At 66.4% G+C, this 20,370-nt stretch carries 21 protein-coding genes and 1 pseudogene; 4 read left to right on the top strand and 18 right to left on the bottom strand.

Annotated features, from left to right (window positions below; genetic code table 11):
- Positions 1 to 70: 70 nt before the first annotated feature.
- The 9 genes from P8R42_00230 to P8R42_00270 all read right to left on the bottom strand — a co-directional run bounded on the left by P8R42_00230 (position 71) and on the right by P8R42_00270 (position 10,558).
- On the bottom strand, positions 71 to 1,435 hold the full coding sequence (locus P8R42_00230; protein MDG2303072.1) for a transglycosylase SLT domain-containing protein: 1,365 nt from the start codon (positions 1,433 to 1,435) through the stop codon (positions 71 to 73).
- Between the two features lie 136 nt (positions 1,436 to 1,571).
- Complete coding sequence (mutM, locus tag P8R42_00235; protein ID MDG2303073.1) at positions 1,572 to 2,378, bottom strand: bifunctional DNA-formamidopyrimidine glycosylase/DNA-(apurinic or apyrimidinic site) lyase; 807 nt, start codon at positions 2,376 to 2,378, stop codon at positions 1,572 to 1,574.
- Positions 2,371 to 3,174: a 16S rRNA (adenine(1518)-N(6)/adenine(1519)-N(6))-dimethyltransferase RsmA gene (gene rsmA, locus P8R42_00240; GenBank protein MDG2303074.1), complete on the bottom strand. Its 804-nt coding sequence runs from the start codon at positions 3,172 to 3,174 to the stop codon at positions 2,371 to 2,373. The genes mutM and rsmA overlap by 8 nt, the downstream gene beginning before the upstream one ends.
- A 6-nt stretch (positions 3,175 to 3,180) precedes the next feature.
- Positions 3,181 to 4,188, bottom strand: a complete 1,008-nt coding sequence (gene tsaD / locus P8R42_00245) for a tRNA (adenosine(37)-N6)-threonylcarbamoyltransferase complex transferase subunit TsaD (GenBank protein ID MDG2303075.1) — start codon at positions 4,186 to 4,188, stop codon at positions 3,181 to 3,183.
- Positions 4,185 to 4,787, bottom strand: a complete 603-nt coding sequence (locus P8R42_00250) for a hypothetical protein (GenBank protein MDG2303076.1) — start codon at positions 4,785 to 4,787, stop codon at positions 4,185 to 4,187. Before P8R42_00250 ends, tsaD begins: the two co-directional genes overlap by 4 nt.
- Before the next feature lie 60 nt (positions 4,788 to 4,847).
- Positions 4,848 to 7,223, bottom strand: coding sequence for a PBP1A family penicillin-binding protein (locus P8R42_00255; protein ID MDG2303077.1), 2,376 nt, complete (start codon positions 7,221 to 7,223; stop codon positions 4,848 to 4,850).
- A gap of 25 nt (positions 7,224 to 7,248) precedes the next feature.
- A complete protein-coding gene (locus P8R42_00260) occupies positions 7,249 to 8,856 on the bottom strand; it encodes a DegQ family serine endoprotease (GenBank protein ID MDG2303078.1) in 1,608 nt (535 codons plus the stop codon).
- A 27-nt stretch (positions 8,857 to 8,883) separates the two neighbouring features.
- Positions 8,884 to 9,411 carry a DUF1844 domain-containing protein gene (locus tag P8R42_00265; GenBank protein MDG2303079.1) on the bottom strand — a complete coding sequence of 176 codons (528 nt, stop codon included), beginning with the start codon at positions 9,409 to 9,411 and terminating at the stop codon, positions 8,884 to 8,886.
- A 265-nt stretch (positions 9,412 to 9,676) separates the two neighbouring features.
- Complete coding sequence (locus P8R42_00270) at positions 9,677 to 10,558, bottom strand: glycosyltransferase family 9 protein (protein MDG2303080.1); 882 nt, start codon at positions 10,556 to 10,558, stop codon at positions 9,677 to 9,679.
- 25 nt (positions 10,559 to 10,583) lie between these two features.
- Here P8R42_00270 and cysK point away from each other — a divergent pair, with 25 nt between their 5' ends.
- Positions 10,584 to 11,528 carry a cysteine synthase A gene (gene cysK, locus P8R42_00275; protein MDG2303081.1) on the top strand — a complete coding sequence of 315 codons (945 nt, stop codon included), beginning with the start codon at positions 10,584 to 10,586 and terminating at the stop codon, positions 11,526 to 11,528.
- Positions 11,525 to 12,370 carry an ATP-dependent sacrificial sulfur transferase LarE gene (gene larE, locus P8R42_00280; GenBank protein ID MDG2303082.1) on the top strand — a complete coding sequence of 282 codons (846 nt, stop codon included), beginning with the start codon at positions 11,525 to 11,527 and terminating at the stop codon, positions 12,368 to 12,370. Before cysK ends, larE begins: the two co-directional genes overlap by 4 nt.
- A 48-nt stretch (positions 12,371 to 12,418) precedes the next feature.
- Here larE and P8R42_00285 read toward each other — a convergent pair whose 3' ends face one another.
- The 5 genes and pseudogenes from P8R42_00285 to P8R42_00305 form a co-directional block, all read right to left on the bottom strand.
- Positions 12,419 to 12,901 carry a CarD family transcriptional regulator gene (locus P8R42_00285; GenBank protein MDG2303083.1) on the bottom strand — a complete coding sequence of 161 codons (483 nt, stop codon included), beginning with the start codon at positions 12,899 to 12,901 and terminating at the stop codon, positions 12,419 to 12,421.
- 108 nt (positions 12,902 to 13,009) lie between these two features.
- Positions 13,010 to 13,495 carry a ribosomal protein S18-alanine N-acetyltransferase gene (gene rimI / locus P8R42_00290; GenBank protein MDG2303084.1) on the bottom strand — a complete coding sequence of 162 codons (486 nt, stop codon included), beginning with the start codon at positions 13,493 to 13,495 and terminating at the stop codon, positions 13,010 to 13,012.
- The gene (locus P8R42_00295) at positions 13,492 to 14,496 is read right to left on the bottom strand and encodes a ketoacyl-ACP synthase III (GenBank protein MDG2303085.1); all 1,005 of its coding nucleotides are present in this window, start codon (positions 14,494 to 14,496) and stop codon (positions 13,492 to 13,494) included. The genes rimI and P8R42_00295 overlap by 4 nt, the downstream gene beginning before the upstream one ends.
- A gap of 8 nt (positions 14,497 to 14,504) precedes the next feature.
- Positions 14,505 to 15,524, bottom strand: a complete 1,020-nt coding sequence (locus tag P8R42_00300; GenBank protein ID MDG2303086.1) for a 3-oxoacyl-[acyl-carrier-protein] synthase III C-terminal domain-containing protein — start codon at positions 15,522 to 15,524, stop codon at positions 14,505 to 14,507.
- A 1,126-nt stretch (positions 15,525 to 16,650) separates the two neighbouring features.
- A pseudogene (locus P8R42_00305) lies at positions 16,651 to 16,923 on the bottom strand (YfhL family 4Fe-4S dicluster ferredoxin).
- Positions 16,924 to 17,199: 276 nt separating this feature from the next.
- Between P8R42_00305 and P8R42_00310 the strand changes: the two are divergent.
- Complete coding sequence (locus P8R42_00310) at positions 17,200 to 17,433, top strand: alanine-zipper protein (GenBank protein ID MDG2303087.1); 234 nt, start codon at positions 17,200 to 17,202, stop codon at positions 17,431 to 17,433.
- 127 nt (positions 17,434 to 17,560) lie between these two features.
- Here P8R42_00310 and coaD read toward each other — a convergent pair whose 3' ends face one another.
- Positions 17,561 to 18,049 (bottom strand): pantetheine-phosphate adenylyltransferase, encoded by a 489-nt coding sequence (gene coaD / locus P8R42_00315; GenBank protein ID MDG2303088.1) that lies wholly within the window; start codon positions 18,047 to 18,049, stop codon positions 17,561 to 17,563.
- A gap of 127 nt (positions 18,050 to 18,176) precedes the next feature.
- A complete protein-coding gene (rsmD, locus tag P8R42_00320) occupies positions 18,177 to 18,743 on the bottom strand; it encodes a 16S rRNA (guanine(966)-N(2))-methyltransferase RsmD (protein ID MDG2303089.1) in 567 nt (188 codons plus the stop codon).
- A 73-nt stretch (positions 18,744 to 18,816) separates the two neighbouring features.
- On the opposite strand from rsmD, the gene cofC reads away from it, so the two are divergent.
- The gene (gene cofC, locus P8R42_00325; protein MDG2303090.1) at positions 18,817 to 19,476 is read left to right on the top strand and encodes a 2-phospho-L-lactate guanylyltransferase; all 660 of its coding nucleotides are present in this window, start codon (positions 18,817 to 18,819) and stop codon (positions 19,474 to 19,476) included.
- A 7-nt stretch (positions 19,477 to 19,483) separates the two neighbouring features.
- Here the strand turns inward: cofC and P8R42_00330 are convergent, their stop codons facing one another.
- Together P8R42_00330 and P8R42_00335 are read right to left on the bottom strand one after the other, a co-directional pair.
- Positions 19,484 to 19,603 carry a desulfoferrodoxin gene (locus P8R42_00330; GenBank protein ID MDG2303091.1) on the bottom strand — a complete coding sequence of 40 codons (120 nt, stop codon included), beginning with the start codon at positions 19,601 to 19,603 and terminating at the stop codon, positions 19,484 to 19,486.
- 20 nt (positions 19,604 to 19,623) lie between these two features.
- Positions 19,624 to 20,361 (bottom strand): enoyl-CoA hydratase-related protein, encoded by a 738-nt coding sequence (locus tag P8R42_00335; protein ID MDG2303092.1) that lies wholly within the window; start codon positions 20,359 to 20,361, stop codon positions 19,624 to 19,626.
- Positions 20,362 to 20,370: the final 9 nt, after the last annotated feature.

Consider the following 20,370-nt stretch of genomic DNA (forward strand, 5'->3'; position numbering starts at 1 on the left):
GTCGGTTTGAGCTAGCATAGCGGCCCACGCTTGGGGATGCGCGCCGGTTTCGGCCCGGCCGAGGCCGGGCTCAGGTCGACGGGATCTTCAGCGTCTGGCCGGCGCGCAACGAGCGCGGCCGCCGAATCCCGTTGACTCTTTGCAGGGTCGCCACAGTTGTCCCGTACTTGTGGGCGATATTCCCCAAGGTCTGGCCCCGCCGGACCTCGTGGTAGACGTATCGCGGCTTACCGCTGGCGACCCGCCGGGCGTCCGCCTGGGCGAGTGCCAACTGCCCATCCTCGGGGAGATGAGGCACCCGGAGGCGATACCCACGCGGGATCGAGGATCGACCGCCGAGCACACGCGACAGAAACGCCGGATTCATCGCGATCAGCGTCTCAGAGGAGACTCCGACGTGCCGGGCGGCCTGATGCACCGTCATGTTCTTGCGAAGTTTGATCTCTCGGGAGCGCGGGGCCGGCAGCGGCGGGATCGGGCCGCCGAAGTACTTCTTCTCGTTCGCAGTCACATCGATCGCAGCCAGGAATTCCGCATAGAAATTCCGTGACGCGAACCCGAAGTTCTTCCCTTTGTACCGCCGCGCGATCTCTCCCATGTCCTCGGAGCCGACCGTTTTCACGGCCCGCGCGATGCCACCGCGCCCATGATTGTACGCCGTGATCGCGAGCGGCCAGGCCCCGAGAGCTTTGCGATCGCGGCGCAGGTGCTCCGCGGCGGCCCAACTTGCGCGCAGCGGGTCACGGCGCTCGTCGACCGCCGCATTGATTCGAAGATACTGACGCCCCGTGCGCGGCATGAACTGCCAGACCCCCGCCGCCCCGACGCGCGAATAGGCATCGAGATCGAATGTCGACTCGACGAGCGACATGCGTGTGAGCTCCGGCGGCACCCCCTTGGCACGAAAGATCTCGACCATCGCAGGCTCGTAGCCCTTCATGCGGGCGATTCCGCTTCGAAAACTCTCCTTCAATCCCGACTGCCCGCGTACGCGCTCCGCCGCGACCTGGTACTTGTTCGGGTCCTTCACCCCCGCGAAGAGCGCGCGCACGCGCGCTTCTTCGGAGGACAGCCCCTTCGGACTCCCGCCGCGCAAATGCAGCTTCCGCAGGATCGACACATAGTGCTTACGCACTTCGCGGACTCGGTCCTTGCGCATCCGTTCGTGCTTCGCGTCGAGCCGGCCGTTGCCGCTCGCCCACGACCGAAAATCAAGCACGGTGTAAACACGGCCCAGATCCGTGTCGTCGTGAATGACGGTCTCGTTGCGCGAGTACCTCGCGAAGATGTCGCGCCAGAACGAAACGTTTGGCTCGAGAAGAGACGGCCGCGGAAACGGGTTGGAAGCGGCGAGCGCAAACGGAGCCCACGCGAGTACGACGACCGCGAGCGAAACGAACGCCACACCGGCTGCGCCGTGCAACCGACCTCTCACCACATCCCCCACCCCTCCAGGCGCACCAACGCGCCAACTCGCCCCGGACCATCGGGGACGTCAGTGTGACGCGAACTTGTGGTTGTTACTAGAGGGGCGCGCGACGCGGCGACGATTTTGGAGCCGGCCCCCGAGGTCACGCCTGGCAGCCCGGGCAATAGAAGCTGCCTCGACCGCCCAGGACCCGAGAACGAACGAGCGCCCCGCAGGCGTGGCACGGCTCCCCCTCTCGGCCATAGACGTGAAAGGAGCGCTGGAAAGCGCCTTGGCGCCCCTCGCCGTCCCGATAGTCCAGAAGCGAGGAGCCTCCGCTCTCGATCGCGCGCGCCAGCACCGCCGGGACGGCTTCGGCCAATCGCTCGATCTCGGCCCGGGTGACCCGGCCGAAACGCCGCCCGGGCCGGACCCCGGCCTCGAACAGGGCCTCGTTCGCGTAGATGTTGCCAACCCCCACGATCTTGCGGGAGTCCATCAGAAGCGATTTCACAGTCACCCTGCGGTGCTGCTTCCGCAGACGCCACAGGAGGTCCGCGCAGAACTCCGGCTCGAGTGGCTCTGCCCCGAGCTCGCCGAGCCCACTCCCGCCGCGCGAGAGCAGCATGAGCCCGAATCGGCGCGGATCGCGATAGTACAGGAGACCGTCGCCCGAGAGAGCCACGACGACGTGCACATGAGTCAGGCCGGCGGGCGGGCTGCCCGCGCACAGACGGCCGCTCATCCCGAGGTGAACGACCCAATCCTCGTCGTCCCCGACATCGATCAGTACATACTTCGCTCGCCGGCGAACACCGCGGATCGTGCGACCGACGAGCCGCGCCTCGAGATCCGCAGCGATCGGGCGCCGCAGCCGCCGCTCCCGCACCTCCACGTTCTCGATCCGGCGGCCGACCAGGTGCGGACGCAGCGTCCGACAAACGGTCTCGACCTCGGGGAGTTCAGGCAAGGCCGCCCACTTCTCGTGTGAGGACCGCGAACTCCTCGAGCGCCAGCGTCTCCGCCCGGCGCCGTCCGTCGATGCCAGCTCGCTCGAGAGCCGCCCCCGCCTCGTCACCGAACGCAGCGCGAAGCGTGTTCCGAAGCATCTTGCGCTTCTGCGCGAACGCTGCGCGCACCACCTTTCGGAACTGCTCTCGGTCCGCGATCTCGATCCGCGGCTCCACGGAGACATCGAGCCGCACGACGGCAGACTCCACCTTCGGTCGCGGTCGGAAGCAGGCCGCCGGAACGTCGAGAACGATCTCAGCCTTGGCCCAGAGCGCCGTGAGCACGGTCAGGCTCCCGTAGGCACGCGATCCCGGCTTCGCCGCCAGTCGATCGGCCACTTCCTTCTGGAGCATCACCACGATTCTGGGGAACCGAGCCGGCTCCGTCAGCAGCCGCTCCACGATGGCCGTTCCGGTGGAGTACGGAAGGTTCGCGACGACGAGCATCGGCCCGGGCGGAAGGCGCTCCAGGTCCAAGCGCAGGAAGTTCGCCCGCTCGACGGTGAGCCCCTCGTGGTCTTCGGACTCGAGCTTCGCGGCGAGCCGCTCGTCGATCTCGACGGCGAAGACCTCGGCCCCCGCTGCGAGCAAGGGCCGCGTGAGCATCCCCTGCCCTGGGCCGATCTCGAGAACGGAATCGCCCGCCTGCACCTCGGCTGCGTGCACGGTCCGGAACGCGATCTCCGGATCGATCAGAAAGTTCTGCCCGAGAGCGCGCCTGCGACCTGCGCCCGAGCGCTCGCCGCCCAGCGACATGAGGCCTCAGGCACCCATGGACATGCGGGGACCGAGCGGCAGGTGCGCTCGCGCGTTCAGCGAAAGCGGGTCCGTCTCTCCTCGCGCCAACCGGCGCCAACCCGCGTACGCGATCATGACACCATTGTCCGTGCAGCGACGCAGAGGGGGCACCCGGAGCGATGCACCTTCCTCCGCCGCCATCTCCTCCACCGCGCTCCTCAGCGCCTGGTTCGCAGACACACCGCCCGTTACGACCACCGCTCGTGCGCCGGTTTCCCGGATCGCTCGCCGCGTCGCGCCGACCAGAGTGTCGACGACCGCGCATTGAAACGACGCCGCCACATCCGCTGGAGGCGCGTCCGGATTCCGCTCGACGGCGAGGCGCAATGCGGTCTTCAGCCCGCTGAAGCTCAAGTCCAGCTCGGCGCCACGAACTCGGGGGCGCGGAAACGCGAACGCCTTGGGATCTCCCAAGCGCGCCAGCTTCTCGATCTCGCGACCTCCGGGGTAACCGAGCCCCAGCAGCTTCGCAGCCTTGTCGAAGGCCTCACCGGCGGCGTCGTCGCGCGTGCTTCCGAGCAGACCGTAGCCGCCGTCTTCGCCGGCCCAGTACAACGCGGAGTGGCCGCCCGACACGACGAGGCCGAGGAACGGACGATCGAGCGCCTCATCGAGCTCGATCGACAAAAGGTGCCCCTCGATGTGATTGACGCCAACGAACGGAAGCCCACGGGCCCGCGCGATGGCCTTGGCCGTCGACAGCCCTACGAGTAAGCAGCCCACGAGTCCCGGCCCCATCGTTGCAGCGATTCCATCGATGTCGTCCAACTCGAGGCCCGCCGTCTCGAGGGCCCGCCGAACGACCGGCACCACGTTCACGACGTGATTGCGCGCCGCGAGCTCGGGAACCACACCACCGTAGGGCCCGTGGACGTCGTCTTGGGACGCCACGACGCTCGCACGCTCGCGGCCGTCCTCCACGATGCCGGCCGCCGTGTCGTCACAAGACGACTCGATGCCCAGAACGATCATGGTGCAGAAAGACGGCGGAGCGCCTGTCGTGCCGTCACGTTCGCGGCAGAGATCTGAAGCGCGCGTCGGTACGCCGCAATCGCACCGTCCCGGTTTCCTTCCAACTCGAGGATGGACCCATTCACCGCGACGACCTCCGCGAGCCATGGCGTGTCCGGCTCCAGATCGACCGCGCGCTTCAAATCCTCGAGGGCCTGCGTTCCGGATCCTTCGAACAACAGCGCCTGCGCCCGGATGACGTACGGGGGAACGCTCTCGGGGGCGCGATCGACCGCGTCGTCGAGCAGTTCGAACGCGTGGGTGGTCGTACCCTTGTCGAGCTCCAGCCGCGCTCTCTCACTGAGCCGAAGGGCCATGGCCTCGTCTTCGTCCGTATCGACCGTGATCAGATCCGTGAGCGGTTCGCGTGTGATGTCGACGCCGGGCTTCGCAGAAACGCGGCGCGGGCCGACAGCGGTGTACTGCGGCCTGGGCGGAGGCTCCGTGGTAACCATCCCCGGCGGCGCCGGACGCCGGGGGATCGGGCCCCGCGTGGGAGTCGACGGGCCACAAGCGGTGACCACGAGAGTGAGCGCCACGGCGATTGCGAGCAAAGGCATCGGGCGAAAGGAAAGTTCGGGGGTCGGCATGGCAAAGGAACGCGTTGCGCCCAGACTGGCCTACCGCCTCGCCGGCGGAACCGCAAAAGCGACGGGCATCCTAGCGGGAGACAGCGCGTCTGGTTCCGGGTCGAGCGACAGCGGATGCTCCGGGGGCACCATGCCCGGCACGGCGAGCGGATCCGTCCAGATCGGCTCCTCCCCCGCGAGAAACGCCTCGATGACGAGCATCGCGTCGGAATCGTCCACGGCCGGTCGCCCCGTGCGTCGGTCCACTTCGACGAGAGTCACCCCGGCCGGCGCCTGGAACGGGCGCTCCGGCGAGGCCGCCGTCGCGCTCTGCATGAACGAGGTCCAGATCGGCAGGGCCGCGCGGCCCCCGGAGAGGTTCAGCAGCGCATCCCCGTCGAACCCGACCCAAGTGCCGGCGAGCAGATCGGGGGTGAACCCGATGAACCACGCGTCACGGTATTCGTTGGTCGTCCCGGTCTTGCCGGCGGCCGGGCGACCGAAGCCGAGCTTGCGAGCCCCGCGGGCCGTGCCCACATCGAGGACACCCTCCATCATGTGCGTGACCACGAAGGCTTCCGCCGGCGACACGACGCGGGTGAAAACTGGAACCTCGCCCAGGATCTCTTGCCCTTCCCGACTCTCGACGCGCCGGATGGTGAACGGCTCGGCACGGATCCCACCACTCGCGAGTACGCCGTAGGCCGAGACCATCTCGAGCGGAGTCACCTCCGCCGACCCGAGCACGATCGAAGGAACGGCGGGCAACTTCGACTCGACCCCCATGCGTTGCGCGAGATCAATGATCGCCCCCAAGCCCACGACCTCCGCGACACGAGCCGCCGCCGCATTGGAGGACTTCTCCAATGCCGTGCGAACCGTGATCTCGCCGAGGTAGCGGTCGCCATAGTTCCGCGGCGTCCATTCTTGTTCTTCGTAGCTCCAGGTGAACGGCGTGTCGTCAACCAACGTAGCCGCGGTGATATGCCGCTCCGGATCCGTCGCAGCCACACCGGCGAGATAGACCACCGGCTTGAAGGCGGAGCCCGGCTGCCTGTGCGCCTGCGTCACCCGGTCGAACTGGCTCTGCACGTAGTCGCGACCACCGACGAGAGCGCGAACGGCGCCGGTACGAGGGGCGATCGCGACGAGAGCGGCCTCCAACCGATCCTCGGTCGCGCGCTCTCGCAACCCCGCATGGTCGGCCTCCAAGCCATCGAGTCCGGACCGCACCGCCTCCGTCGCATACTCCTGCAGAAGCGGATCCAGCGTGGTGTAGATGTGCAGGCCTTCGGTCGTGAGCACGACCTCACTGAACCGGTCCGCGAGCTCGCGCTTCACGTAGTCCACGAAGAACGCGGCATCCTTGCTCTCATTGCGCGGCGCCACGACCCCCAACGAACTCGCGACGGCCTCCTCGAACGTCTCCTCGTCAATGTCCCCGGCTTCGAGAAGAAGGCGGAGAACGACGTCCCGGCGCGCCTTCGCCCTCTCCGGTGAACGGAATGGAGAGTAGGCATTCGGCGCCCGGATGAGGCCCGCAAGCAACGCCGCCTCGGCTGTGAGCAGGTCGCGTGGGTCCTTGCCGAAGTAGAAGTCCGACGCCTCGGCGACGCCGAAGATCCCTCGGGCGCCGCGTTGCCCGAGATAGATCTCGTTCAAGTAGTTCTCGAGGATCTGCATCTTCGAATACCGACGCTCGGCGACGAGGGCCATCGCCATCTCTTCGAGCTTGCGCGCGACGGTGCGATCGGACGTCAAGAAGAAATTCTTCATGAGCTGCTGCGTGAGCGTACTCCCGCCCTGCCGCACCTCGCCGGCGCGTACGTTCGCGACGAGAGCACGCCCGACGCCGATGACGTCCACTCCGTGGTGCTCGAAGTAGCGCGTATCCTCCGTCGCGAGGATCGCGCGGATAAGGGTCGGGGCCACGTCGACCACCCGCACGGCCCGACGCTTCTGGTATTCGCCCTGATAGATGCCCGTGAGTTCCTCGGGCTCGAGCGAAACCGCACCTCGGTCCTCGCCGGTATCGAGATCCACGACTTCGGACACCCGCCCGCCTGCCAGGACGAGACGAACGCGCTCCGTGGCGTGCCGGCCACGCGCCCCGGGACGGAGCGCGACCTCTAGGGCCGCCGCAGAGCGGCGAAACTCGCCACCCGCATGCGGTGCCTCGGCCACCTCGCGGTACCGCAACCGCTCGAGCCTTCTGGGGACACCCGAAGCCTCGATGTCGAGCCCCGGATGCAGGAGAAACTCGTCGCTGTAGATCCGCGACGGAAAGTCCCACCGGCGACCGGCGAACTTCTCGTCTACGATCTCAGCGTAATGCTGATACCCCAGCAGCACGGCGAGCCCTGCTGCTGCCCCGAGTGGAATCAGGGACAGCAGCAGAACGATCGCCAGCGACCGTACGCGTCGCATTCTCAATAGAGGCCGGGTCCGGCCCTCAGTCGTCGGTCGGCTTGAGGGCCAAGAACACAGTGTTACCGCCGCGGCGAACCAGCAGCAGCACGCTCTTGCCCTTCACCGCCTTCTTCACCTGGCCCATGTACTGGTCGACCGTCGAGACGGCCGCACGGTTGATCTCAAGGATCACGTCACCGCGTCGGAGGCCTGCGTCGGCCGCCGGACTACCGGCCTGCACGCTCGATACCAGGACACCGGCGACATCCGCCTCGAGCCCCAGCGATTCAGCAATCTCAGGCGTCAGGTTCTGAACGGTGAGGCCATAGGCTTCAGATTCGCCCTGGGCGACCTGCACGTCCTCGTCCTTCATCTCACCGATCTCGAGATCGATCGTCTTCTTCTCGCCGTCGCGGATGACCATGACGGGGACGCTCTTGCCGATGGGCTCACGCGCCACCATCAGCGGCAACTGCGTCGACTCGGAAACGGTGTCTCCGTCAAACTCCACGATGACGTCACCGACCTTGATCCCCGCCTCGGCGGCCGGGCCACCCTTCACGACGTCCGCGACGAGAGCGCCGTGGGCGTCTTCCATCTCGAGCGAGTCCGCGATGTCCGGCGTGACCTTCTGGATCATCACACCCATCCAACCGCGGGTAACTTTCCCCTTCTCGCGGAGCTGAGGAATCAACTCCTTCGCGAGGTTGATGGGAACAGCGAAGCCGATGCCGATGTTGCCGCCGCTGCGGCTGAAAATCGAAGTGTTGATCCCGACCACGCGCCCCTCGAGGTCGAGCAGCGGACCACCCGAGTTGCCCGGATTGATCGGCGCATCGGTCTGGATGAAGTCGTCATAGTTGCCTTGGCCGATGAAGCGACCCTTCGCGCTCACGATGCCAGCGGTGACGCTGAACTCGAGTCCGAACGGGTTACCGATCGCCATCACCCACTCCCCGACCTTCACCTGGTCGGAGTCGCCGAATGCGATCGCCGGGAACTCGTGGGCTCCGGTAATCTTGAGTACCGCGATGTCGGTCTTCGGATCGCGACCGATCAACTCCGCCTCGTACTCGTCACCGTCGGTCGTCTTCACACTGATCGATTCGGAGTTCTCGACGACGTGGTTGTTCGTGAGGATGTAGCCCTGCTTGTCGAAGATGAAGCCGGATCCCAGACTCTTGCGCGGCTGCTGCCGGCGGGGCATCGGGCCGAAGAAGCGCTCAAACGGCTCCCAGAATTCGCGCGGGTTGCCGCCGCCCCCCGGGCCGCCCGGTCCACTGGGTCCACCGGGTCCACCGGGTCCGCCCGGGCCACCCGGTCCGCCGGGACCACCCGGCGCGCCGTGAAAGCCACGGGATCCACTGCTGGTCTCTTTGTTCTCACTCGAGATGTTCACGACCGAATCCCGCGTACGCGCCGCGAGAGTCGCGAAGTCCGGCAGGGCGCAGCGCAGGCACGCCTCGGAGTCACCGGCGGCGACCTGGGACAGCATGCCGTCGCCAACCGCGGCAAGCCGCGTGGGCGCCACCGTCTCCGGCGCCGACTCCGCGATCGCTACCGTCGGCGATTCACCACGGTTGCGCGCCGCAAGCGCACCCACCGCGAAACCCACCAACAGCAGGACGAGAACTTTCGTGACACTACGCATGAGTTTCAGTTTCCTCGAGCGGGCTCGTCATTCCGCAGAGCCACTCAGCTGAACGAAGCGCATCCGTAGATCGTACAGGATGCGCTCGAGGAGAGCGTGCTCGTCCTCGGTCAGGTTGCCTTTCGTCTTCTGCTCGAGAACACCGAGCAGATCGATGATGTTGCGGGCCGCGCCAAGTTCCTGACGCGGTTCGGCTCCGGGTGCTTCCGGGATCTCCCCAAGGCACATCAGGGCCTGCGTACTCAAGCTCAGGACGAGTGTCGCGAACGATGGCTGCGCGTCCGCGGCAGTTCCCTCGTACGGCTCGCCCTGTGGGGCCGCGAGCTCCGGCTCCGGCTCGGGAGTCAACGCAGCAGGTGGTTCGGGAGGTTGTGGTGGTGGTGGCGGCGGCGGTGCCTCCGAAACCGGCGGCGGACTCTCCCGCACCGTTTCCACGACACCAGCTTGTTCCTCTTCTGACCGCTCACTGCCGTCGGACGCAAAGCGCCTCCGGTCGATGACCTTGAAGGAAGGCTCCGAGCCTTCCTCTTCCCGATCGTCCCGATCCCCGCTCATGCTCTCTCCCGTCCGCTCCTCACCACGCCTCTTGCCGGAACATACCAACCCCGACACTAGGATCGATGACCTCTGTGCTCTGTGCACCGGCATCGAGCGCGCGGGCCAGCGGGACCGACGGATCCTTGGACGCACGAGCGAGGCTTTTGTTCACAAGTGCTCGTCCCTGCGAGCAAGACGGCAACTGGCGCGGTGACGGCTGCGAAAAATTCTCGTTCGCAGCCTGTTTCCCATGCGATTTCGGTAATGCCGCCCTCAGGGGAAGTCAAGGAACTGGGCCTTCCACGGCCTCCCAGACGGCCTCGCCGTCCTCTGGCCCGTCGAGCCGAACCGACCGAACCCCGGCTCCCCGCGGTGCGAACCTCTCCGGGGCCGAGGCCCGCAACAGGACGACGCTCCGGATGTCGAGCGCCGCGGCGACGTGGCTCGGGCCGGAGTCGTTTCCGACGTAGACCTGCGCCACGACCAGACAACGAGCCAGCTCTTGCACAGTACGGGGACGGTGCACCTCCCCGACCTCGGCCGCCCACCAATCGTCCTCGCCCGACTCCGCAGGCCCTAAAAGCACCGAGACCTGCCCCGCGGCGGCCCGTCGGAAGCGGCTGCCCACCTCTCGAAACAAGTCGCGGGGCGCCCTCTTTGCGGCCCCTCCGCTCCCGGGGTGGATCACCAGGTGCCGGCCCGGGCAGTCTGCGCCTCCCCCAGGAAGGCCCAGGCGTGGGGCGCTGCCGCCCGGGGCCCGGCCGCCGGACACCTGCGCCAGCATCTCATCCACGGCGTGCCCGGGCCCCTCCCGACTCGGAAACGGGAAAACCCGGGCGTTGCCGGCCGCGCGCAAGCGACCCGTAAACTCCGCACTGGCGGAGCCCGTGAAGCTCACGACGCGCTCATACCGCCGCAGCCAATCCCCGTTCCCATCCGCACCCACCAGCGGCGAAAACAGGCGCGCCACCTCGACGGCGTCGAGGGAGGCGGTCTCCGGTTGCGACGGGAACAGCTTGGCCACCCCGGCGGCCGCACCCCGCGCCTGAAAGGTCACAGGCCCCCGAGAGGCCAGCCACGCGACCGCCGGCTCGACGCACACTGCATCGCCCAGAGCGCCCGGGAAGAGGACGAGGGAACCCGAGGAGCCGTCTTCAATCTCCACAGGGGTTCCGTTAGCATCCAAGCCGATGCCCGCCCCAAATCTCGTTGCTCGATCGCCTCTCGATCTGATCGGTAACACCCCGGCCGTTCGCCTGAACCGTATGACCGAGCCCGGCGACGCTGAGGTCTGGGCGAAGCTCGAACTGTCCAATCTCGGCGGCTCCGTCAAAGACCGGATCTGCCTCAGCATGATCGAAGACGCCGAGCGGACCGGCCGCCTCCGCCCCGGTGACGTGGTCGTCGAACCTACCAGCGGCAACACGGGCATCGGGCTCGCTCTCGTCTGCGCGACGAAGGGCTACCGGCTGATCCTCACGATGCCCGACACGATGAGCCAAGAACGCCGCAGTCTCCTCATGGCGTACGGTGCCGAGGTCGAGCTCACACCGGACAACAAAGGCATGAGTGCTGCCATCGCGCGGGCCGAAGAGATCGCCGCCGCCGAGCCGAACTCCTTCATGCCGCAGCAGTTCAGCAATCCCGCGAACCCCGAGGCACATCGCCAAACGACGGCACCGGAAATCCTGGAGCAGTTCCCGAACCTCGACGCCTTCGTCGCGGGCGTCGGTACCGGAGGTACTGTGACGGGCGTCGGCCAGACCCTCCATGCCGAGCGCCCCGGCTGCCTCGTCGTCGCGGTCGAACCCAAACGATCCCCAGTCGTGTCCGGCGGCGAGCCCGGCCTTCACCGGATCCAGGGCATCGGCGCCGGCTTCGTCCCGGCCAACCTCCACGCGAGCGCATATGAACGCATCCTTCCGATCGACGACGAGACCGCGACCAAGACCTCGCGCGCACTCGCGCGCCGCGAGGGCATCCTCGCCGGCATCTCGTCGGGAGCCAATTGCGCAGCCGCCATCGAGATTGCGCGCGAACTCGGAGAGGGGAAGATTGTCTTGACCCTGTTCTGCGACAGCGGCGAGCGCTATCTGACGACCGACCTCTTCCGCGGCGAAGGAGAAGGCACATGAGCGTGGACGCACCGGCCCTGACTCCCGAGGTGGCGGCGAAGCTGGACCAGCTTCGCCGCGCCCTCCGAAGCATCCCTAAAGCGATCGTCGCGTTCTCCGGCGGCGTCGATTCGACGTTCGTCCTGCGCATCGCCCGCGAGGAGATCGGCGTAGAAACCTTGGCCCTCACGACGACGTCGGCATCGATGCCGGCGCGGGAGCTCGAAGAGGCCAAACGCCTGGCCACCGAGATCGGTGCCGAGCATGAGGTCGTACCGACGGACGAGATGGTCGTCGGCGACTACGCGAAGAACCCGATCAACCGGTGCTACTTCTGCAAGGACAACCTCTACCGTATCTGCCACGAACACGCCGACCGACGCGGGGCCGAGGTCATCCTGGACGGCGTCAACTCCGACGACCTCGGCGACTTCCGCCCGGGCCTCGATGCGGCCGAAGAACAGAGGGTGCGCCACCCTCTCGTCGAAGTCGGCCTCCACAAAGACGAGATCCGTGCGATCAGCGCCGCACTCGGCTTGCCCACCTGGGACAAGCCGGCCTCGCCGTGCCTCGCATCACGCTTCCCGTACGGAACCGCAATCACGCACGAACGACTGGGCCGCGTCGAGCAAGCGGAAGAAGTTTTGCACGACCTCGGCTTTCGCGAGTTCCGCGTGCGGTTCGAAGAAGATACGGCGCGCCTGGAAATCGCGACGGCGGAGATTCACCGCTGCTCAGACGACCGGGTGCGAAACGAACTCGTCGGTCGCATCCGCGCCACGGGCTTTACGCGCGTCGTTCTGGATCTCGCGGGTTTTCGCAGCGGCAGCCTCAATGAAGGCGTCGCCACGACAAAGCGCTGAGCAGGGCCGGACTCGAATCACACCGCGCGTACGCGGCAGGACGGGCGACTACGGAGCGAAGATCGTCCGCAGCTCCTCCATGATCTTCTCTTCGGAGTGCGACCGGGCGATCGCCAGCTCCTTCACGAGGAGATTCCGTGCGGTATCGAGCATCTTGCGCTCTCCAAAAGAGAGCTCCTTGTCGCCCTTGAGCACGAAAAGATCTCGAAGCACCTTGGCAATCTCGAGGACCGAACCGGTCTTGATCTTGTCGGTGTACTCGCGGTAGCGGCGGTTCCAGGTCTGCTGGTCGATCTCGACTTTCTTGTCGCGAAGGATCTTGTAGACCTTGGAAACGGTGTCCTTCCCGATGATCCGACGGAGCCCCACGGAATCGACGTTTTCGGTCGGAACCATGATGGTCATGTCGTTCTCGAGGAACCGGAGCATGTAGAACTTCTTCTCCGTTCCCGCAATCGTCTTGCTCTGAACGCTTTCGATGACCCCTACTCCGTGAGCGGGGTACACGACCTTCTCGCCAACCTTAAACATGTCGTTGGGACCTCCCGGTGAGCCTTATAAAATAGCGCAAATTTGGCTTTGAAGCAACTGACCAAATCCCCGCCGAGGGTACAGCAGCAGATGCTTGGGCAACCGCCCTCAGGGCACGTCGCGGCATCCAAACCGGCGATTCATCACGACCGCGTCTCGCCCTGACCCGTAATAGTTCGGACGACATCGGACCTGCTCGAAGCCACGAGAGGCGTACAGGTGTAATGCAATCGAACTCGTCGCTTCGACTTCGAGCGTTACGAGCTCGATCCGTTCATCGTGCGCCTCCGACAGCAACTGGTCAAGGAGCAATCCACCCAGACCACGCCCTCGCTCGGCGCGATCCACCGCGAGCGCGAGAAGATGCACTTCACCGGCAACCAGCCAGCGGACCACATAGCCAGCGACGGCATCCGACCCACGAGGACACGCCACACGCGCTAGGGAGAACGGTATCGAAAGCTCGTTTCGAAACGTGGCGACGCTCCAAGGCGTCGGAGCCCAATCCGCCTCGATAGCGGCGACTTGATCGAGGTCCCCCTCGACCATCGGACGCAGCGTGAACACACCACGCGAAGCGTCCGAAGCGCTCACCAACGAAGCAGCGCCGACGCCCACGTAAACCCCGCTCCGAAGGCGGCCATGCAGACGAGCTTTCCTTCGGACACGCGCGCGTCCTTCACTGCCTCATGCAGCGCGATCGGGATCGATGCCGCGGTAGTGTTGCCGTAGCGATCGATGTTGTTCACGACCTGGTCCGCCTCGAGTTCCAGCGCGGCGGCAACGAACTCGTTGATCCGGAGATTCGCTTGATGCGGGATCAAGACGTCGAGGTCGGCGATGGCGAGTCCGTTCGCGCCGAGAGCCTCATTGATGACCTCCGGAAACCGCGTCACCGCGTGCTTGAACACGTAGCGCCCCTGCATGCGCGGGAACGCCACGGGATCCTCGCCGCCGAGATCTTCCAGAGAGATGCGCGGCCTACTCCGGCTGGCCGCACCTTCGAGCCACAGCTTCTCCGCGTACTTCCCGTCGGCGTGCAAGTGGGTCGAGAGAAGACCGCGCTCGCCGTCCGGCGACGGACCGAGAACGACAGCGCCGGCACCGTCGCCGAAGATCACGGCAACGTCGCGCCCTCGGGTGGTCAGGTCGATGCCGGTCGAGTGAATCTCTCCACCGACCACCAGTGCGTGGCGCGCCCGGCCCGCACGAATCAGCGCGTCCGCGCTGGCCAGCGAGTAGATGAAGCCCGAGCACTGGTTCCTCACGTCGAACGTGGGGATCGACGAAGCGCCGAGCTTCGCGGCAAGCAGACCAGCCGAAGCCGGCCAATCGATGTCCGGCGACAGCGTCGCGAACACGATCAGATCGATATCCGCGATACCGAGCCCGGCGTCCGCCAGTGCTTCCTCGGCGGCGATCTTGCCGAGGTCGGTCCCGCTGCAGTCGGCCGCGATGTGGTGGCGCTGCCGGATGCCCGTGCGCTGATGCACCCACTCGTCGGACGTGTCCATCAACTTCGACAGATCGTCGTTCGTAACGACGTTGTCGGGCACTGCGCGCCCGACGCCGAGGATGTGCGTACGCTCGACCATCGTGTTCGTCACCCCAGCTCCAGTGCGACCGCGCCCCAGGCAAGACCTGGACCGGCGGCAGCCAGAAGGACCCGCGCCCCCGGCGCGAGCCGCGACTCCCAGTCCGCGAGACGAAGCGGGAGACCGGCCGACATCACGTGACCGAACGACTCCGTCGGGACGTCGATGCGAGCGTCGTCGAGCCCGAGACCCGCCGCAGCCGCGCGTGCGACACGCGGTTCGATGTAGTCGATGATCGCGACCTCGAGGGAGTCCGCCGACCACCCCGCCTCATCCAGCACTTCCCGGGCGACCTCTCCGAGCCGCGTCTGGACCACCGGCGCCAAAGCGGACAGATCGGCGGTCGGATAGTGCAGACCCGCTTCGAGGTCCTCTGCCATGATCCGCAGCGGGTACCGACCGCTCGCGGGGTACTCACACCAGAACTGCTCGGCGAGCGACCCGTCGGTGTGCCAGCGCAAGGCCGCGACGCGTGCTCCCTCGTCGCTGCGTCCGACGATTCCGACCGCGGCACCGTCTGCGAGACGCGACGTGAGTTCTCGCCCACGCGGAGACTCGTCGAGTCCCGACGAAAACACCTCTCCGCTCGCGACCATGACGTGGGACGGGCCACCACCGGTGCCGGCCACCGAGCCGGGCACACTCGAAAACGCGATCGCGAGGTCGAGGCCCGCAATGAACCCCGCGCTCTGTGCCCGAATGTCGATCGCGCCCACAGTTCCGGCGCTGAGCTTGTCCTGCAGGAAGCAGGCGGAGCCCGGGAACGTGACGTCGGGCGTCGCCGTCGCGAACACGATCAGCGACAGGTCGTCGACGGTGACACCGGCTCCGGCAAGGGCCTGCTCGGCAGCATGTTGGGCAAGGGCCGACGGGCCCTCGCCCTCTCCAGCGTAGTGACGCGCGCGGACGCAAGTCGACTCGAGCAGTGCGTCCGCGGACACACCGAGGCGCTCGGCCAACGCGGCATTGTCCAGGGCCGCACCCGGCAGGTGCGTCCCCAGCGACAAAAGCCTCGCTTCAGGCGGCATCCGCCATCCGGGGAAGGCGGCTCGCAGCCGACGCTTTCACCAGGACGACTTCCAAGACCTTGTTGCGCACGCGATGAGAGAAACCAACGCACCGTTCCTCGAGAGGAATGCGAGTCGTGAAGTCCGGGGGGAACGCCGGCGCCGTAGCGGCAACCGTGCGAAGCCGCTCGTCGACGACCTTGCCATGCACCTGGAACCAGCCGCTCGCGAGCGACAGATCCAGATCATAGTCTGGCATTTCGTCTCCGAGACCGAGCTCCTCCTTCACACCCGAGGGCGGGATCTGCCGCGGCAGTTCGAGCCGCAGAAGATAGCCCGACGGCCTCTTGTCGAAGGTGTATATCTCACCGTAGCGCCTCTCGCGCTCCGTCTTCTCGTCGTACGCGCCGTCGGTCTCGTAGTAGCCTTCGAAGCCCACCGTCCCGACCTTGCGGCTCGAGGACGCCCTCGACAGGATCGGCGCGACGAGCGGGATGAAAACGGGGCCATAGATCGCGCCGCGCCACTTCACCTCTTCGGTCGGCTTGGCGTAGATCACCGCATCACGAAGACGCCAGATGCCTTCTGCGGTCACCGCCATGATGGCCCAGAACCACCAGGGCCAGACCTCCATGGTGTACGGATTGAGGTTCTCGACCTCGACCGCAAAGCCCAGAACGATCAGCGGCACGATCACGCAATGTGCGAGGATGTTGAGACCCGTCGACCCGGCCGCGCTGAACACGCGCTTGTCGTTGAAGGTCGTCTCGAGGCGCTGCTTGGTGGAATCGGGCAGAGCGCCCAGAAGCGGCTGCGCGAGCGATACGACCGTCCGAATGAGCGTGCCACCGGAACCGCTGGCGCTCTCGTGTCCGACGACCGACAGGGCGGCCTCGAAGGTTGACGGCAGCTCCCCGGTAAAAGGGGCCGTCCGCGCCGGCGGTGCCGCGAGTTCGACTTTCTTTTCGACCTTACCAAGGTGAATGACCTGCGCCGGCCCCGCGGCCACGAGGGCCGCAGGCGCTGCAGCACCCGCCGGTGCCGGTGCCGCGCCATCGGCCGGAGCCTCATCGCCGCCACCAGCTCCCTCTTTGAATCGCGAGGGGGAGTCGGGACCAAAGGTCTTGTCAGGATGGATCTCGCCCGCGCGCTTCAGAAGAAGCTCTTCGGACTCGGGGATATTGGGGTCCGGAATGCAGCAGTCGACCGGACACACGGCGGCGCAGGCCTCTGCATCGTAGAAACCGACGCACTCGGTACACTTGTCAGGGACGATGTAGAAAATCTCGTCGCTTATGGCCGTGACCTTCGCACCGCCCAGGGAATCATACTCGATTCCACCTTGGTAGATGGCCGTGTTCGGACACTCGGGCTCGCAAGCTCCGCAGTTGATACATTCGTCGGTGATCATCGTCGCCATTGCGACAAAACCTCCGTCCAGTCAGGGTTTAAGGCGTCCCAGAGGGTCCGTTCGACCCACGGCTCGCGAATCCACAAGGGTACAGGTTGGGCTCCCAGAGACAAGGTTTCGGGTTCCGATGACCGACGCACGACGGCCGCGCCCCCGCCCGGCCGGGTCTGCTTGTTTCGCCACAGGGGCTATGGCAACCTTCGAAATTACGGGAATACCTGTCAGCGCACGGCGTTGCGTGGCCGCGAGGCGCGCCCCGAACGCAGAGGAAGAGGAGGTGTTTGGATGAAGAAGGTGAATCAGGTGACCGGTGCCGCGCTCAGTCTGGCGCTCGTAGCGACACTGGGAATGGGCTGCGCCAAGAAGGGCCCGAGCCCCGAAGAACTCGCCGCCGACCGGGCCGAGCAGGCCGCCTCACGCGCCGAAGCCGCAGCAACCCGCGCGTCGCAGGCCGCCGACCGGGCGGAAGCCGCCGCATCGAAGGCGGAAGCGATCTTCCAGAAGCACATGCGCAAGTAGGTCCCGTCCGGACCTACCGCAGCCCCGCTCTCGAGCGAACGGCAGCGAACGAACGAAAAAGGCGACTTCCGGCCCTGGCCGGAGTCGCCTTTCGTGCGTTCGGGCCCCGCGCGAGGCCCCCGATCAGTTAGGTCCGCGGCTGCTTCAGGCGCTTGCGGAAGCGCTTCAGGACCTCGGGCGGAACGAAGCTCGTCACGTCCCCGCCAAACGTCGCGACCTCCTTCACCAAGCGTGAGCTGATGTAGAAGTGCTGCTCTCCCGCCATGAGGAAGACGGTCTCGACCTCAGGACACAGATGGCGATTCATCATCGTCATCTGGAACTCGTACTCGAAGTCGGACACGGCCCGGAGGCCGCGCACCAACACCCCCGCCCCGACGGAGCGAGCATAATCCACCAGGAGACCGGTGAAGCAGTCCGCGCTGACTCGCCCCTTCAACTCCGGAAGCGAGTCGTGAATCATCTTGATCCGCTCCTGCGGCGAGAACATCGCGGCGTCCTTGTTCGGATTATACGCCACGGCAACCGTAACTTTCGAGAAGACCTGACAGGCACGACGGATGATGTCGACGTGCCCGTTCGTGATCGGATCGAACGAGCCCGGATAGATCGCCATCCGGTCGTCGCCCTCTGGCGGACTCGCCATCCGGACCGAGGACCGGCCGGTTCCCGAAGCTACACGCTTCTTCTTGCGGACCGGCTTTTTCTTCTTGGCGACTGCCATTCGAAAATCCTCTCGTCGTCTACTCTGCTGCGGGTGTGCGGCGCAACAAGCTCAGCAGACTGTCTCCACAGCGGCGCGTGAGTTCCACGTCATAACCGGCCGGGGTCTCGACCGTTTCGTCCCGTGCGTGTTCGATCAGAACCCGCCCCCCGTCGGCAAGCATATGGAACCGCAAAAGATCGTCGAGGGCCTCCGGGATCAACCCCTGCCGGTACGGAGGATCGACCAGGACCAGACCAAACGGAGCCTGGTTGCCGGCCATCCGCGCCAGCGCGGCACGCGCCGGCTCCACGTGGACCTGCACCCGGTCCTGGAAACGACAATGAGCAACGTTCTCCATCAGGACCCGTGCCACGTCACGCTCCTTCTCCACGGCGGTCAGATGCGCCGCGCCCCGCGAGAGTGCTTCAAGGCCCAGGGCCCCGATCCCGGCGAACAGATCGAGCACCCGGGCGCCCGAAATTGCATCTCGGTGGTCGAGTATGCCAAAGGCCGACTCACGCAATCGAGCACCGCTCGGCCGGACCTGTAGACCGCGAGGGACGTTCAGACGTCGCCCCCTGGCCTCACCGGCGATCAGGCGCATGGATCCGGGCTCCGGGTCTGCACGCGAAGCGTTTTGCAGATGGACCTCGGGTGCGCAAGGAACTCGTGATGAGATGATCTGGGCCGTCGTACCAGCCAAGTTCGGCAAATCCGCCAAGGAGCGGCTCGCTCCGGTCCTGGCGCAGGACGTGCGCGAACGACTCGCGAAGGCCATGCTTTCGGACGTACTTCGCGCCCTCGGCGGGTGCCCCGCCGTAGAAGCCACGGTCGTGATCAGCCGGGACGCCGCGGCGCTCGAGCTCGCGGCGGCGAGCGCCGCCGAAGGTCTCCCAGAGCAGGCACGAGGCGGGCTGAACGCCTCGGTCGCCGAGGCGATCGCCCATTGCACGGCCCGCGGCGCGACCGGAGTCGTGATTGCCATGGGCGACCTCCCCCTGCTTCGGCCGGACGACGTCAGCGCAGCCGTAGAGCGTCTCCCGGAACGCGGACTCGTCCTCCTACCGTCGAGCGATGGCACCGGGACAAATCTCGTGGTCGCGCGCCCGCCGGATCTCCTCGAGCCAGAGTTCGGACCGGGCAGCCTCGCGCGGCATCTCGAGCAAGTGCGCCGCAAGGCGATCGTGGCCGTCATACACGAGTGCGCTGGTGCCGCGCTCGACGTCGACACGCCCGCCGACCTCGATCGACTCCGCGGCGCACCGAATGCCAGCGCCGACACCGTGGAGATCGCGCGTCTCGGGCGCGCCGAAGCGCGGCGCACGGCCGGCGCTTAGAAACCGACTACTTCTTCTGCTCCAGCGGCTGCCCGCAGCAGGTGAGCCCGCCGGTGCCGGCCTTCGTCACGATGAACTGCGAAGAGCACTTCGCGCACAGGTAGATCTTTCCGAGTTGCGTCGCCATTGGATCCAATTCCTTTCGATTCAGCGACCCTGGAAACGCGGCTGCCGCTTCTGGTGAAAGCTCGCAATGCCCTCGTCCCGATCACGGGTCGTGTGGAGTAGTACGTAGAGATCGCCTTCGAGTCGAAGGCCTTCAGCCAAAGGCAGGTCAGCCGCCGAGCGCAGAGCTTCCTTGGCCAGGCGCTGGGCGATCGGAGCGCGCGCCGACAGCGTCGCGACCAGCTTGCGGAGATCGGCCGCGAGATCGGTGCGCTTCGATACGATCTGTAGGAGGCCGGCTTCCTTCGCCTGTCGAGCGCTCCAGGTTTCACCCAGAAGGAGCATACGAGCCGCCCGTGCAGCGCCGACGATCCGCGGCAGCCGCTGCGTGCCTCCGTGAAACGGGATGGCACCGGTCTGCGGCAGGCCCAGCTTGGCGCCCGATGCGGCGATCCGGAGATCACAGGCGAGAGCGAGTTCCAGCCCGGCGCCAAGGGCGTCCCCGGCCAACACCGCGACACACGGAACCCGAAGCCGACCAATGGCCTCGATGCCATCGCGCGCGTCGGCCGTCACCGTTTCGTCGTCTCCAACGCAGAAGTCCTTACCGGCGCTCTTCACCACCACCGCGCGGACGTCATCGTCGAGATCAATCATCCCGCACGCTTCTGCGAGCGCGACGTGGACGTCTGGATCGAGCCGCCCCGAGCCAAGCCGAAGCGTGAGCGTGATGACGTCAGCCTTGCGCGCGACGTCGACCGAAGACCGACCTCGAGTCATCGCCCTCGC

This window comes from Candidatus Binatia bacterium, assembly GCA_029243485.1.
Classification (GTDB): Bacteria; Desulfobacterota; Binatia; order UBA12015; family UBA12015; genus VGTG01.

Bases quoted from the DNA above. Each gene is read 5' to 3' on its own strand.
- rsmA (MDG2303074.1), bottom strand. From the start codon at position 3,174: ATGTCGCTGGGCGGCGAGCGCTCGGGCGCAGGTCGCAGGCGCGCTCTC.
- tsaD (MDG2303075.1), bottom strand. From the start codon at position 4,188: ATGATCGTTCTGGGCATCGAGTCGTCTTGTGACGACACGGCGGCCGGC.
- P8R42_00250 (MDG2303076.1), bottom strand. From the start codon at position 4,787: ATGCCTTTGCTCGCAATCGCCGTGGCGCTCACTCTCGTGGTCACCGCT.
- P8R42_00255 (MDG2303077.1), bottom strand. From the start codon at position 7,223: ATGCGACGCGTACGGTCGCTGGCGATCGTTCTGCTGCTGTCCCTGATT.
- P8R42_00260 (MDG2303078.1), bottom strand. From the start codon at position 8,856: ATGCGTAGTGTCACGAAAGTTCTCGTCCTGCTGTTGGTGGGTTTCGCG.
- P8R42_00265 (MDG2303079.1), bottom strand. From the start codon at position 9,411: ATGAGCGGGGATCGGGACGATCGGGAAGAGGAAGGCTCGGAGCCTTCC.
- cysK (MDG2303081.1), top strand. From the start codon at position 10,584: ATGCCCGCCCCAAATCTCGTTGCTCGATCGCCTCTCGATCTGATCGGT.
- larE (MDG2303082.1), top strand. From the start codon at position 11,525: ATGAGCGTGGACGCACCGGCCCTGACTCCCGAGGTGGCGGCGAAGCTG.
- P8R42_00285 (MDG2303083.1), bottom strand. From the start codon at position 12,901: ATGTTTAAGGTTGGCGAGAAGGTCGTGTACCCCGCTCACGGAGTAGGG.
- P8R42_00295 (MDG2303085.1), bottom strand. From the start codon at position 14,496: ATGGTCGAGCGTACGCACATCCTCGGCGTCGGGCGCGCAGTGCCCGAC.
- P8R42_00300 (MDG2303086.1), bottom strand. From the start codon at position 15,524: ATGCCGCCTGAAGCGAGGCTTTTGTCGCTGGGGACGCACCTGCCGGGT.
- P8R42_00310 (MDG2303087.1), top strand. From the start codon at position 17,200: ATGAAGAAGGTGAATCAGGTGACCGGTGCCGCGCTCAGTCTGGCGCTC.
- coaD (MDG2303088.1), bottom strand. From the start codon at position 18,049: ATGGCGATCTATCCGGGCTCGTTCGATCCGATCACGAACGGGCACGTC.
- rsmD (MDG2303089.1), bottom strand. From the start codon at position 18,743: ATGCGCCTGATCGCCGGTGAGGCCAGGGGGCGACGTCTGAACGTCCCT.
- cofC (MDG2303090.1), top strand. From the start codon at position 18,817: ATGATCTGGGCCGTCGTACCAGCCAAGTTCGGCAAATCCGCCAAGGAG.
- P8R42_00330 (MDG2303091.1), bottom strand. From the start codon at position 19,603: ATGGCGACGCAACTCGGAAAGATCTACCTGTGCGCGAAGTGCTCTTCG.
- P8R42_00335 (MDG2303092.1), bottom strand. From the start codon at position 20,361: ATGACTCGAGGTCGGTCTTCGGTCGACGTCGCGCGCAAGGCTGACGTC.